General features: G+C 40.5%; 14 protein-coding genes and 2 pseudogenes. 9 read left to right on the top strand and 7 right to left on the bottom strand.

The features are described 5' to 3' along the window. Window position 1 precedes the first annotated feature (1 nt). Entirely contained in the window at window positions 2-871 is an 870-nt protein-coding gene (locus tag CXF95_RS03200; RefSeq protein WP_198556483.1) for an amino acid ABC transporter substrate-binding protein, read from the top strand. 62 nt (window positions 872-933) lie between these two features. On the opposite strand, the gene asnB is transcribed toward CXF95_RS03200, so the two are convergent. Further along, window positions 934-2,601 (bottom strand): asparagine synthase B, encoded by a 1,668-nt coding sequence (gene asnB, locus CXF95_RS03195; RefSeq protein WP_101197355.1) that lies wholly within the window; start codon window positions 2,599-2,601, stop codon window positions 934-936. A 382-nt stretch (window positions 2,602-2,983) separates the two neighbouring features. Between asnB and CXF95_RS03190 the strand changes: the two genes are divergently transcribed. Continuing rightward, window positions 2,984-3,226 carry a type II toxin-antitoxin system ParD family antitoxin gene (locus CXF95_RS03190; protein ID WP_101197354.1) on the top strand — a complete coding sequence of 81 codons (243 nt, stop codon included), beginning with the start codon at window positions 2,984-2,986 and terminating at the stop codon, window positions 3,224-3,226. Beyond that, window positions 3,219-3,509 (top strand): type II toxin-antitoxin system RelE/ParE family toxin, encoded by a 291-nt coding sequence (locus CXF95_RS03185; protein ID WP_101197353.1) that lies wholly within the window; start codon window positions 3,219-3,221, stop codon window positions 3,507-3,509. Before CXF95_RS03190 ends, CXF95_RS03185 begins: the two co-directional genes overlap by 8 nt. Before the next feature lie 68 nt (window positions 3,510-3,577). Here CXF95_RS03185 and CXF95_RS03180 read toward each other — a convergent pair whose 3' ends face one another. After that, window positions 3,578-3,853 carry a hypothetical protein gene (locus CXF95_RS03180; RefSeq protein ID WP_101197352.1) on the bottom strand — a complete coding sequence of 92 codons (276 nt, stop codon included), beginning with the start codon at window positions 3,851-3,853 and terminating at the stop codon, window positions 3,578-3,580. Window positions 3,854-4,744: 891 nt separating this feature from the next. Between CXF95_RS03180 and CXF95_RS03175 the strand changes: the two are divergent. The 3 genes and pseudogenes from CXF95_RS03175 to CXF95_RS03165 all read left to right on the top strand — a co-directional run. Then, window positions 4,745-5,022, top strand: a pseudogene (locus CXF95_RS03175) (type II toxin-antitoxin system RelE/ParE family toxin). Next, window positions 5,022-5,318, top strand: a complete 297-nt coding sequence (locus CXF95_RS03170; RefSeq protein ID WP_101197351.1) for a HigA family addiction module antitoxin — start codon at window positions 5,022-5,024, stop codon at window positions 5,316-5,318. The pseudogene CXF95_RS03175 and the gene CXF95_RS03170 overlap by 1 nt, the downstream one beginning before the upstream one ends. A 265-nt stretch (window positions 5,319-5,583) precedes the next feature. Beyond that, a pseudogene (locus CXF95_RS03165) lies at window positions 5,584-5,688 on the top strand (excalibur calcium-binding domain-containing protein); the annotation flags it as partial. Between the two features lie 519 nt (window positions 5,689-6,207). Here CXF95_RS03165 and CXF95_RS03160 read toward each other — a convergent pair. The 3 genes from CXF95_RS03160 to CXF95_RS03150 form a co-directional block, all read right to left on the bottom strand. Then, window positions 6,208-6,495, bottom strand: coding sequence for a type II toxin-antitoxin system RelE/ParE family toxin (locus CXF95_RS03160; RefSeq protein WP_101197349.1), 288 nt, complete (start codon window positions 6,493-6,495; stop codon window positions 6,208-6,210). Then, entirely contained in the window at window positions 6,485-6,733 is a 249-nt protein-coding gene (locus CXF95_RS03155; RefSeq protein WP_101197348.1) for a type II toxin-antitoxin system Phd/YefM family antitoxin, read from the bottom strand. Before CXF95_RS03155 ends, CXF95_RS03160 begins: the two co-directional genes overlap by 11 nt. Window positions 6,734-7,267: 534 nt before the next feature. After that, window positions 7,268-8,914 carry a M28 family metallopeptidase gene (locus CXF95_RS03150; protein WP_198556482.1) on the bottom strand — a complete coding sequence of 549 codons (1,647 nt, stop codon included), beginning with the start codon at window positions 8,912-8,914 and terminating at the stop codon, window positions 7,268-7,270. A 76-nt stretch (window positions 8,915-8,990) separates the two neighbouring features. On the opposite strand from CXF95_RS03150, the gene CXF95_RS03145 reads away from it, so the two are divergent. Next, window positions 8,991-9,821, top strand: a complete 831-nt coding sequence (locus CXF95_RS03145; protein ID WP_198556481.1) for a DUF3025 domain-containing protein — start codon at window positions 8,991-8,993, stop codon at window positions 9,819-9,821. Here CXF95_RS03145 and CXF95_RS03140 read toward each other — a convergent pair. Next, window positions 9,804-10,511 (bottom strand): YIP1 family protein, encoded by a 708-nt coding sequence (locus tag CXF95_RS03140; protein ID WP_101197346.1) that lies wholly within the window; start codon window positions 10,509-10,511, stop codon window positions 9,804-9,806. The genes CXF95_RS03145 and CXF95_RS03140 overlap by 18 nt on opposite strands. Window positions 10,512-10,676: 165 nt before the next feature. Here CXF95_RS03140 and CXF95_RS03135 point away from each other — a divergent pair, with 165 nt between their 5' ends. Continuing rightward, entirely contained in the window at window positions 10,677-11,462 is a 786-nt protein-coding gene (locus CXF95_RS03135) for an ATP-binding cassette domain-containing protein (RefSeq protein ID WP_101197345.1), read from the top strand. Between the two features lie 38 nt (window positions 11,463-11,500). After that, window positions 11,501-12,694, top strand: coding sequence for an ABC transporter permease (locus tag CXF95_RS03130; protein WP_101197344.1), 1,194 nt, complete (start codon window positions 11,501-11,503; stop codon window positions 12,692-12,694). A gap of 130 nt (window positions 12,695-12,824) precedes the next feature. On the opposite strand, the gene CXF95_RS03125 is transcribed toward CXF95_RS03130, so the two are convergent. Beyond that, window positions 12,825-13,751, bottom strand: a complete 927-nt coding sequence (locus CXF95_RS03125; RefSeq protein WP_101197343.1) for a GGDEF domain-containing protein — start codon at window positions 13,749-13,751, stop codon at window positions 12,825-12,827. Between the last annotated feature and the right edge of the window lie 27 nt (window positions 13,752-13,778).

The raw sequence follows: 13,778 nt of genomic DNA, 5'->3' as shown, positions 1-13,778 counted from the left end.
TATGAATAAGACACTTGTTGTGTTTATCTTACTCTTTAGTGTTAATGCCCAGAGTGCATCATGGCAAATAACCTTTCCTCGTTCGATTGAAACTCCATCAACCATTGATGAGTATCCAATACAGCTGTTGGCATTGGCGTTGGATCAAACCGGGGTTAATTATCAACTCAAACCCTCAGATAATTCTCTGTCCAAAAGCAAGGCTCTAGATAGGCTGCAAGATAACAGAGAAATAAACGTTGTTTGGGGTATGACCAATGTTCAGCGTGAAAAAGATTTACTGCCAATACGCATTCCAATATTTAAAGGACTGATTGGATGGCGTCTCTTGTTAATTCGAGAAGATATGGCTGAACGTTTTACCTATATTCAGCAATTCGAGCATTTAGTTAAACTTTCACCATTACAGGGCCGAGATTGGCCAGATACCAAAATATTACAATCCAATGGTTTCGATGTAATCACTGAGCGTACGCAAACTTCTCTTATAAAAATGCTCGGCAGAGCACAAGGAGACTTTTTCCCACGCTCCATCATAGAAATATGGGATGAGTTGGAAAACACTGATGTGGAAAATAATATACAGGTTCAACCCTCTCTTGGGATACGTTATCCCGCGGCCATTTACTTTTTTGTGAATCAGAAAAGTGTGCCTTTGGCGAACCTGATTAAAAAAGGACTCGAGAAAGCCATTGAAAACGGAACCTATGAAGCGTTATTTGTAGAACATTATAAAACGTATATTGATAAAACACAGATTGAAAGCAGAACTTTTTACCCATTAGAAAATGCCTTTCTACCAGAAGAAACCCCTTTAGACCGCAAGGAATTATGGTTTGACGGTAAAGTTAACGCTCCTGTGGAACCATAAAAAAGCCAGAGTGATTGACTTTGGCTTTTATCTTCTTCGTATGGGTATAAGTTGATTACGACCTAACTCTTGCCGTGAACAGTGCTCATTGCACGGCCCGATGGATCCGCATTGGCTTTAAAGCTCGCATCCCACTCTAAGGCTTCTACTGTACTACAAGCGATAGATTTTCCGCTAGGCACACATTTGGCTGCGGTTTCTTGTGGAAAGTAACCTTCGAAAATGCTGCGATAAAAGTAACCCTCTTTAGTATCTGGAGTGTTCACTGGGAAACGAAATTCTGCTGAAGCCATTTGCGGATCAGTGACTTGGGTTTCAATATATTCTTTAAGTGAATCAATCCACGAATAACCGACACCATCACTGAACTGCTCTTTTTGACGCCACAATATTTCAGCAGGTAAATATTCGTTATTATCGAAGGCCTTACGTAATACCCATTTTTCCATTTTTCCATCAATACACATTTTGTCTTGTGGGTTTAAGCGCATGGCTACGTCCATAAACTCTTTGTCTAAGAAAGGCACGCGACCTTCAACACCCCAAGCCGAGGTGGATTTATTGGCACGGGCGCAATCGAACATGTGCAAACGGTTAAGTTTACGCAGGGTTTCTTCATGAAATTCTTTAGCGTTCGGTGCTTTATGGAAATACAGATAGCCACCAAATATTTCATCTGCGCCTTCACCCGACAACACCATTTTAATGCCCATAGCCTTGATCTTACGACTCAGCAAGTACATAGGAGTCGAAGCGCGAATGGTGGTGGTGTCATAGGTTTCTATATGATAAATCACCTCACGTAAGGCATCGATGCCTTCTTGCACCGTAAAGTGCACTTCGTGATGCACCGTACCTATCATCTTAGCGACTTTTTGTGCAGCAATCAGGTCGGGGGCGCCTTCTAAACCAACAGCAAAAGAGTGTAAGCGTGGCCACCAAGCATCAGTTTGGTCACCATCTTCTACACGTTTAGCCACGTATTTGGCCGCTACCGCAGATACCAAAGAAGAGTCGAGGCCACCAGATAACAATACACCATAAGGTACGTCAGACATTAAATGTGACTTAACCGCTTTTTCGAATGCTACCTTTAGATCGTCAAGGTTGGTTTCGTTGTCTTTGACATTTTCATAGTCCATCCAATCACGTTTGTAGTAATTGACTAATTGACCCGTTTTACTCCACATGTAATGGCCAGGAGGGAATTCTTGAATGGTTTTACACACAGGCGCTAACGCTTTCATTTCTGAAGCAACGTATAAATTGCCGTGTTCATCATAACCAGTATACAAAGGGATAATGCCCATATGGTCACGGGCAATCAGATAGGTGTCTTGCTCTGCATCGTATAGAATAAAGGCAAACATGCCTTCCAACTCGTCGATAAACTCAACACCTTTTTGCTGATACAGTGGCAAAATGATTTCGCAGTCAGATTTGGTTCTGAAGTCATAAGGAGTGTCTAGCGCCGTTTCCAAGGCTTTATGATTGTAAATTTCGCCATTCACGGCTAACACTTGATTATTATCGCGGCTTATTAGCGGTTGAGCGCCTGTGTCAACGTCGACTATCGCCAAACGTTCGTGACATAAAATAGCATTATCATTATTCCAAATTCCTGACCAGTCAGGACCGCGATGGCGGAGTAATTTGGAAAGCTCTAACGCTTGCGTTCTAAGTTCTGCCGCATCACTTTTGATGCCCAGAATACCGAAAATACCACACATAAAAATATTTCTCTTGAGTTACTAAGGGGCAACAGCCCCTAATGTTAATAAAGGGCTTGATATTTCTATCGTGACAAGCCAAAAAAAGCGAAACCTGTTGTTATTATTAGAGAGATTTTCGCGCCCTTGAATTTGCCAGCCTGAGCGAAAAAAGCAAGGATAAACTGTGATTTTCTTACATTAGAAAGGAATTACTAAGAACAATGCTTGTTTTAGGAGGTTTAGGTGTGGTTATTTGTATTCGATAGTTGGCTGTGCCCCACGGATATTCTTTGTTGGGTCAGTCTGACATTGGACATAAATTATCAATATTGTTATGAATTATTCATACCCATTGCTACAATTAGACAAATGGTTAGTCATGTAGAAAAGGTCATATCATATGGTCCGTAAAACAATTTCAATGCCAGACGAAATGGAACGTTGGGTGAAATCTCGTATTAAATCAGGACAATTTAATAACGACAGTGAGTACTTTAGAGATTTAGTACGTGGTGACAAGGAAAAAGAAATGGCAAAACAGCAACTGACAACATTGTTGCAAGCTGCTGAAAAAAGTGGCGTAAGTCAAAAATCAGTTACAGATATCTGGGAAGTTGCAGAAAAAAACTCATCTGATGGCTAATTATACTTTAAGTACTGCTGCAGTCACCGATATCGTTCAGATAGCCGACTACACCATTAGAAAATTTGGTCTTGTCCAAGCCAGAAAATATCGGGAGTCACTCACTAGTACTTTTGAACTGTTGTCTCGTCATCCTGAAATAGGAAGAGACTTTAGTCAACTTGGTCCGGGTTGGAGAAGGCATCCGTACCACGACCATAATATTTATTATAAACAAAGCAGCGACGGGATATTGATATTGAGGTTACTCCATTCCCATCAGGATCCTGGGCGTCATCTTTGATTTTTTATCTTATTGGGTACAGACATCCTTGTCACTCTTCATTCAGAGCCCTTTTTGTGCTTCTGACGTTATGCCGCCTGCGTACTTCTAAAAATCTCCTTGAAACCTAATGTTAAAAAGGTACCAACAGAAAAGGTGATCACTGCAACTAACGTCCATCCAAATATGTCCGGAACTGTATTTGTTTCAAAAATATCTTGTGAAAAATATTGCAGTATAACGAGTAAATAGAGTGCCCAAGCGAGCCGAAATGTGCTTTTAGGTAAGTTAACTTCGGCTAGCCATTCGTATTCGTTTTCTTCATATATGGTTTCAGAGCCATCACTACTCAGTTCAATCAGCATTTTGGTTTGCTTGTCGATAATGTTGGTCTTACTGGATAATGTTACTTGGCATTCACCATCATCATAGGAGGTGATAAAGCAAGTTATGGTTAGCGGTTCATCATTGAGGCTAAATTCTATTGTGTTGACTGATTTAAGCCAATGTCTCGATTGTGCTACTAGTTGCTCATCTTCGCACTTTCTCGCGGCCTAACATATCGTAGGTGAACTTAATGTCACTTTCCTTGTAAGAAAATCTATATTCGGTCATGGTTGCTCTCTTAATTATCTTGGTCCGATTGATACTCTAAAATGTCACCAGGCTGACAAAATCTTGCAGATGCTGTTTATGAAATATTCTCAATATTCGTGGGTAAAGAGTTAGAGAATGACATTTTAGTTTATAACGATCTTTCTAAAGGTTACCCGTTAGCACATTTTGAAAAAAATAATGATTGTTGGGAGATTACCCTGTCATGTGCCTCAGGTACTCATTGGTCACAGGTGGTTTTCTAGTTGGTTATCTAACATGATCCCTCACTAAGAAACATCTTCAACTCAAAGGGTGCTTAACAAAGTAGTTGCCGTTTTCATGTTTAACTCACTCTTAAGTAACTCACCAAATGCTTGGTCTGCAGTAACCTCTCTTAATATTTGGGACTGCTTTAAGGACGTAGACTTTAATTTATATATTGATAATTGGTTATTGTCTTCAAATGGGAACGCCAATGAAGTTACAAGTGTTACCAACTTGCTGCGAGTATAGGTATAACAAGTTTATCAAACTTCGTTACGGCCAAAAAACAGCCTTCACTGGACGCGCAAAAAAAACGCGATCCATTTATAAAAAGCGCTAAACCGCTTATCAAAACTCTGCTATCTAGTTGACACCTTTGGGGTTACAATTAACCTATGATTAAAAGTTTCATTCATAAAGGTCTTCGAAAGTTTTATGCCTCAGGCAGTACGGCGGGGATTCAGAAAAGGCACGAAAGGAAGTTGCGCCTTATTCTGACTAACTTAGATCAAGCACAAGAGCCAGACGATATGGATCTGCCAGGATTATTTATGCACCAACTTAAAGGTAATAGAAAGATATTTGGTCTGTCCGAGTCAGCGGAAATTGGCGTTTAACATATAGGTTTACTGAGCGTGATGTTGAAATAGTAAATTATGAGGATTACCACTAATGGCTATGTTTAATCCCGCACACCCGGGAGAAATATTAAAAGAGTTCGTGATCGACTCTTTAGAGTTAACGATCACCGATGTTGCAAAACACTTAGATGTAAGCCGTAAAACTTTATCTAAAGTGCTAAATGCAAAGGGTTCAGTAACACCTGAAATGGCTGTACGCCTTGAGTTAGCTTTTGGAAAACCATCCGCAGATCATTGGCTTCGTTTACAGAATGCACATGATTTATGGCAAACGAGAAAAGAGAAAGGCTCTTTAAATGTGTCACCATATAATATTCAAGCGGCGTAATGCGGTTTACAAACAAAGTCACACCGACGCGCAAACAACGCGCGCCGTGCTTTGAGGCGTTAAAGTTTATTGAATAAGGATGTTATCTGATGAGGAAGTTACTGATTTTTGCTCTCGTTTTTTTTGGTTTATGGGATCATTTTTCAAAGAACGCTGAAACTACGAAAGTTAATGAAGTAGAGCTTTCTGTACCTAAAACTATCACTACTCCAACATAGTGAAGTCTCATGATTTTAGTTGAGATGGTCGTGAATATTCTAGTTAAATGACCTCTAGACCAGAAGCAGTGTATTTTATTAGAAACTGTCCTAACACCAAAATGGATGGTGATCGTGACGGCATACCTTGTGAGAATGATTCACGCTTTTAGTCTGGCTGTCAAAAGCGTAGGCTTCGCCGATACATTTCTTTGGTGGCTCCGCCACTGCTTTTACCCGCCTTTAAAGTTTCAGCAAAAAATGGCTAGTTATTGGGATAGACTTTAAGCTAGTCAATCACACGTCCATGATGATCGGCACCCAAACCTGACGTCCCGCGCGGCGTCCGCTTGTCAGGTTGTTCAACTGGGCGAAGCCTTGCTTCTAAAAAATCCAGTTGAACCCCAAGAATAAGCCATTTTTTGCGGTTAAAAACTTTAGCAGCGGCGGCATTTTTTGGTTACTTATTTTTTGCTGTTGACCATATTTACGGGATAAATATGGAACAGCTTCAGCTGGCCTGAAAGGTAAAGTACAGCGGACGCCGCGCGGGACGTACTTTATAAAAAAAGTAACTGGCTTGAAGGGATTCGAGTCAAAACCATCAAGGACGATGGCGCGCAGCGTGCTTTTGATACGCTGCAGGACCTAGTGGTAATTTACAGGATATGTGTGGCATTGAGTCGGCTTCTTTAGTCTGTGCGTGTCATTGCAGCTTTGTAAACTTTTCCTTTGTCACGTTTTCCAACTGAAATCACAGTGACGGTAACAATCGAGTCATTGACTTCATATGCCAAGCGATAGCCCACTTGTCTTAATTTGATCTTATATAGCTCATTAGCACCGGATAACTTTGCACTTGGAATATGAGGATTTTCCATTACCTCTTCTAATTTTTTCTTAAATTGTTCTCGTATTGTTGAGCCAAGTTTTTTCCACTCTTTTAGTGCCGTCTTTTTAAACTCAAGCTCATAGGTCACTTAAATTTACCTTTATACTTTCTTCATTCCTTCTAGCCTCAGCAATGCTCAATAATTCAAGATCTTCCATGTGATCCATCATAAATTCATAAGTATCTGCTGGTATGCAATAAAATGCTGGTTCGTTTCTATTTAAAACTGCAATTGCTTCTCCGCCCGCACTCATAGCAACCTTCATAGGGTTAGCTTTTAATTCACTAATACTTGCAGCAGCTTCAGTTAGTATTCTAGTAGTCATATTTTTATCCGTACTTTAATCAGGTCTTTAATTAGGTCTTATTATAGTCTTCGAAACGTAACAAGGCAATGAAACGTACAATAAACAGTTAGTTCTTTGCTCGTTTTCGCCAAGTCTTTTATTAAAAGCTGCCCTAATATCAAAATGGACGGTCATAATGACGGCATACCTTGTGAGAATGATTCACGTTTTTAATCTAGTGTGCACAAACATCGGCTTCGCTGATACCCATCTTGGGTGCCTCGGCCACTGCTTTTCCGCCTTTAAAGTTTTGCGGTTAAAAACTTTAGCAGCGGCGGCATTTTTTGGTTACTTATTTTTTGCTGTTGACCATATTTACGGGATAAATATGGAACAGCTTCAGCTGGCCTGAAAGGTAAAGTGCAGCGGACGCCGCGCGGGACGTACTTTATAAAAAAGTAACTGGCTCGAAGGGATTCGAGTCAAAACCCGCAAGGACGCGGGTGCCCGACAGGGCATGGTTTGAGGTTGAAAATGGCTTACGCTATTAAAAGCGTAAGCCTATAGAAAACCCTACTTCCTCTGAAACTCACTCGTCGCTTTCCACTTTGGCCAATCATCAGATGATACGAGGTCATAACCCACTTCAAACAACAATTGTGCATCTTGCTGGATACCTGATAAGTCCCAGTTTTCGCGGAATTTATCACAAACCTGATGATAACAACCTGTGACAATCACATTAGTTCGCTTACGATACACAGCTGTCGCTTCATCGATAGGTTCATCACCACCTTTAGCATAAAGCGCTGGCACACCTTGTTTCGCAAAACTGAAATGATCAGAACGGTAATAATAACCGGCTTCAGGACGACCTTCTTGAACCAGATAACGACCTTGACGTTTAGCTGCTTTTTCTAAATACGTTTCTAATTCAGACTTCCCCATGCCGATAACAGCGACATCTTTGGTTTTGCCCAAGACACTCATGGCATCCATATTGATATTGGCCACTGTTTTATCTAAAGGGATAATCGGATGTTCTGAATAATACTTCGAACCTAACAAGCCTTGTTCTTCTGCAGTCACTATTAAAAATGTGGTCGAACGCTTGGGTTTAATATTTAACTCAGAATATGCTTGGGCCATCACTAAGGCAACTGCTGTGCCTGTCGCATTATCATGAGCACCGTTATAAATTTGGTCACCGTCTTTGGTTTCATCTTTACCTAGGTGATCCCAATGTGCGGTAAATATTAGGTGTTCGTCAGGTTTTTCAGAACCGGGTAACGTAGCGATAACGTTATTACTGATAGATTTTTTAAAGCTATTATTAATAGTGACTGAGGTGTCTAATCCCAAGTTTTTATTATAAGGACCGGCAACCGCTTTAGCTTTTTCTGTGGCGAAATTGAGTCCTGCATCAGCAAACACCTTTTGCGCAGCCTCAGTGGTTAGCCAACCTTCGACAGCCACCCTATCAGCATTACCATTTTTGCTTACAAGACCATACTGCGGGCCACTCCAACTGTTAGCTACCACTGTCCATCCGTATGAGGCTGGTTTGGTTTCATGCACGATAATCGCAGCCTCTGCACCTTGGCGACTGGCTTCTTCGTATTTGTAAGTCCAGCGGCCATAGTAGGTCATGGTTTTACCTTGAAACTTATCACCTTGTGGGTTTTCAAAACCTGGGTCGTTTACCAAAATTACGACTGTTTTACCTTTTACATCTAGGCCTTGGTAGTCATTCCAATCATACTCAGGTGCGTTGATCCCATAACCAACAAATACTAATTCTGAATTTTTTAGTTCTACTTTGGCTTGTTCTCGGCTTGTAGAAGCCATCATGCCTTCTTTATAAGCAAAACTATTTTCGCCGATAGTCATGGTCATATCAGGATCAGCGGTCATCTCAATGAGTTCAACCGGCTGTAAATAGCTGTCACCATTACCGGGTTGGTAGCCTAATTGTTTAAATTCGTTAACCAAATAATCCAATGTTTTTTGCTCACCCACTGTGGTGGGTAAGCGACCTTCAAATTCATCCGACGCTAATGTTTTGATATGTTTTTTCAAATCATTAGTATTAATGCCTTGATAAACATCGATAAAGTTATCTACAACCGGCAAAGGAGCATCGGTTTGAGTGTCTTGGCAGGCTGTTAGAGCCAAGGTAATGGGCAGGCAAAGCATGAGGAGCTTATGGCAAGTTTTCATATAGTTGCTCTTGTAGTTAGTAAGGTTAAAGATTATAAGGGGCTATTTTTACATTAGATCAACCTTAAGGGCAATTGTGACCGTTTGGCACCACGATTTTACTCAGCAACTTCCGATGTTGCCTATGCAGCAACTTGAAACATATTTTGGCTTATCCCGTTTTACTGACTGGCCTAATGCCCAAGGACTGAATGCCTTAATGAAGCTCAAGGGGAGTTTGCATGTCCCAAATTTTATTTGCCAAAGCGAGCTGGCAGAGTCTGATGATTATTATGAACAAATCATCCATCAACAGCATATAATTCCAACCCGCCCCAACAGCTGGCACGATTTATTTAATGGTTTGATTTGGCTGCAATTTCCACAAACAAAGCGGTTGTTAAATCAACAACATGTTGAAGATATTGAGCAATATGGGTTATCACCTCGTACCTTGAGAAGAAATAACTTAACCCATTTTGATGAGTGTGGGGTGATTGTCACTTATGAGCGTTCAGAGGTTTTTTCCCAGTTGATAGAAAATGTGAAGCAGCACCAATGGCATGCTGTGTTTGTTGACAATAGGCAATACTGGGGTAATGAGATAAATAGTTTTATCTTTGGTCATGCCAATCTGGAAATGTTGCTACACCCCTTTATTGGTCTGACCGGAAAGTTTTTGGCAGTAGAAGTCGACAGTCTATTTTCAAGCTTGTCCTATAAAAAACAGGTTGCTGAACTTGATATACGCTTAGTCAGCCATATTCAGAAAACCGATTTGTTTTCGACACAAAAGCCACTTAGCCCCATGCCATTATTGGGCATCCCTGATGTATGGGATGCCAATAATGATCCTGAATTTTATGATAACACTGATTATTTCAGACCTAAGCCTTCGCCAAAATCAGCATCAAAGAACGATAAATAAAGCCCAACTTGCCCAAATTAATAGGTAGGGAGCGATGGCAATTATGTAGGTTTTCTTAACCGGAAGCCGTGTCCATTGAGTTAATCCTACTGCAGTCAAGTACATGACCCAGAGAGATTCTAAGCGGATAGCCTGCATCAAAGACGCCCATGACGAATTCATTTCTACAGAAAAAATAAAAGCAAATGAAGTAGGAGCCATGCTCACGGGTGATAATTGAGTATCCTGCGCCACTAAAACCACTAATACGCCCATTACGCTAGAGACAATGACTGGGATGCTTACCCACCAACTAAAGCCATACCAGTCGGTATAACCTTGCACACACTCTTCATCTGCTTTGGTCACAATATTGAGATACAGCGCCATTATTGCATTACTGACCAATAGCATAAATACAGACCCAAACACACCTGTCCACAAGGATTGTGATTGATCTGCCATCACGTTACGAAATACATTTTGCTCAGCGGGGCTTAAATCGCCCGCCATGGCTTGCACCATTAATTCGGTATACCAAGAAAAGTCGACAAAATTAAAATACATGTAAATGGGTAATGCACCGATAACTGCGATACAGATAAAAGGTATCCAAGACCAATTATGTGCTTCACTTATGGTGGCAAAGACCTGATTAGGTTTAACAAAAATATCCTTCATGGCCTGAAATGGGTTACTGACCAGTTGCATACAACTCTCCCTATTAAATTATTTTACTGCGATATACACCCAGGGTTACTTGCATTACTCTGGGCGAATTTAATATTGTTACATATTTTTTTTCTTAATCGCATGTAATAAATCACTAAAGTGAAGGACTATAGAAATGAACCGGTCACAAACTAGGAAAATGGAATGATAGAAATAAAACAACTGGCTAAGAAATTCGCCGTGGAAAATCCTAAAAAACTCAGTGAGCAAGAGAAAAAAGACCCAAGGTTAAAAGGACGCTTTTTTCATTCGGTCCAAGATGTGTCTTTTACATGTCACAAAGGTGAAGTGTTAGGATTACTTGGCCCCAATGGTGCGGGTAAAACGACCACGTTACGTATGTTGTCTACTGCACTGAAGCCTGATAGTGGCAGCGTAGAAATAAGCGGGGATAATGTGTTAGCTAATCCTGTTATTGCTCGTAAGAAGATCGGCTTTTTATCAGGTTCAACTGGTTTGTATGGTCGTTTAACCGGTCGTGAAAATATCCATTATTTTGGTCAACTACATGGCATGAGTGAGGAATCTATCACTGTGCGTATAAAAGAGTTGGCTGATTTACTAGATATGCACAACTTTTTAGACCGACGTTCAGAGAATTTCTCTACAGGTATGAAACAAAAGACCGCTATTGCACGTGCCGTAGTACATTCACCAGAGCTGGTTATTTTAGATGAACCCACAACAGGCCTCGATATTATGGCCACACAAACGGTACTTGAATTTATTCGTGGCTTAAAAGAGCAGGGTACTCCCGTGATTTTCTCTACTCATCATTTGGATGAAGTGCAGGAGTTATGTGACAAGGTCACCGTTATCGATCAAGGCCGTACTCTGTTTGATGGGGATATCGCCAGCTTTAAAGCCCTTGCTGAAGGCTCATTGCACCAGTCGTTTATGGCTGCCATACAATCAACTACTAGCGAATAGAGAGCCTTTAGCGGCTTATAAATAAAGAGATATACAATATGTGGTTAGTATTTAAAAAAGAGATAAAAGAATTACTTCGCGACCGTAAAACATTATTTTTTATGATTGCCCTGCCGTTATTAATTTTCCCTTTGATTTTTGGCATTGTTGGTTTTGTGAGTAAACAAGCTATAGACAAAGCTGAAACCCAAATACTCAATTATGCTTTGGTAGGTGGACAATATGCACCTGATATTGTTAAGGAGCTGCAACAACCAGACAAATTTAATCTTGTGGAAATTGAAGAAAACGCAGATTACACCGCGATTATTCGCAACGATACAGTCGATTTTGTGTTGGAGATCCCTGAAAATTACTCTAGCGATGTGCTACAGAATGGTCAGGCTAACGTTAAGTTACATTTCAACGATGCTGGGCTAAATCTGGTCTACAGACGGGTAAATGAAATCGTTAAAAGTCAGTCTGAGTTGTTTCAACAAAGTGCTTTTTCTACTCTGGGTTTAGATGACGCTGAACAAAACGCTCTTATTGAGCCGATAGTATTGCAGAAAGTGAATACCGCAGATGATCGAGAAAACTGGGGCGAAAAAATAGGTGGGATGTTGCCTTATTTGTTATTCATAATTTGTTTAACGGGTGCAATGGCTCCTGCGACCGACATTGGCGCGGGTGAAAAAGAGCGAGGTACACTTGAGACCTTATTGATTTCACCCATTGATCGAAACAAAATTGTGATGGGAAAATTCTTAACAATTGCTTTTGCTGGAACAATGACCGCGCTAATTACCGTGATGAGCATGGTGATTTGGGGCTTGGTTTTGAGTCAAGGCATGGCAATTAAGTTTGTAGCAGATTTTATGGCGCAGATTGCGATGCTTGATTTTCTACTTATCTTTTTGATGTTGGTACCTGTGGTGGCCATTTTTGCGGCGGTTTTGTTGAGTATCTCCATCTATGCCAAAAGTTTTAAGGAGGCACAAAGTTATATGGGGCCTATGACTATTTTGGTTATCGTGCCTATTATGTTAGCTCTTTTACCTGGTGTCGAATTAAAGGGAGGCTGGGCTTGGGTGCCGATCACTAACGTTTCACTTGCTATGAAGGAATTAGTTAAAGGTACAATGGACTACTACCAGTTGTTCGCTATCTTCGGTTCCACTGTACTGATTGCCGGGGCATTGTTTGCTTTCTGTGTGTATTGGTTTAATCAAGAAAAAGTGTTGTTTAGATAATTAATACAATTAACGTTAAGCAAAAAAGCCATGCTCTAGGGCATGGCTTTTTAGTTTCTAGGACAGTCGCTGGCTTTTCAATTATTCGGCAAACCATTGCCGTTTGTCAGCTTTGCCTGCAATTGCCTTCCTAAGCGGCTCTAATGCAGTTTTTGCCAGCTTGCTTTGCGGCATAAAGTGCTTCGTCAGCTCGTGAAAAAATACCGATTTGAGAATCAACTTCTTGATAATTCGCGCTACCAATGCTGCAAGATATTTTATGTTGTTGCAGTAATGATTCGGATTCAATGGCAGTGCGAATACGCTCTGCGATTAAATTGTTGGTCAGGTTGTTTGCTTCTGGTAACAAACAGCAAAATTCATCACCACCAAATCTAAAGGCAAAATCTGATTCTCGAAGGCAATGCAAAATAGTATCTGCACAAGCCATCAATACTTTGTCGCCTTCTTGATGGCCATGAATATCATTAACTTGTTTAAAGTTATCCATATCTAACACTAATAAACCAAAGGGTTGGTGACGTCTTTGAGATTGGCTGGCCAGTCTTACCATGGTTTCGTCGTAGCTGGCTCTATTACCTAAGGACGTTAAGAAGTCCTTCATGGCAAACTGCTTAATATTGTGATGCTCTAAGGCATTTTTAAAGGGATAACAAAAATTAACATGCATTTGTTGCAGTATTTGCCAATCCCTTAAAGACAAAGGTTGAGTAAATGAATAATCCATAACGGCAATTGCACTACCCATCTGCATACAGTTAAGGGTTTTTAAGTGTGTGTTTTTTACCGTTTGACCAAATTTAACGCTATTATCTTCAAACTGGATTTTTAGTTCAGACAACGGTAGGGTTCTTTCTAACTGCTGAAAATATAATTCACTCAGTTTAGGTAAGTCTATTGTTGTTAGCAATTTAAGGATGAATTTATTAAGCTGACCTTGAGTCAAACCTTGTTTCTGACCATTCTCAAGGTCTTGACCAAGTCCTTGAGTAGACTCTTCAAGGCTGAAATAAGGCTCACCGACATTTGCGTCGTAATACTGGTTAAGTTGTTCCAACGTTTTCTCCTGCCAATAATATGGCGA

It is taken from the genome of Paraglaciecola sp. MB-3u-78 (assembly GCF_002835935.1).
Taxonomy (GTDB): Bacteria; Pseudomonadota; Gammaproteobacteria; order Enterobacterales; family Alteromonadaceae; genus Paraglaciecola.
The sequence above is the reverse complement of the archived record's forward strand: the minus strand, read 5'-3'. Positions and strand labels throughout refer to the sequence as shown.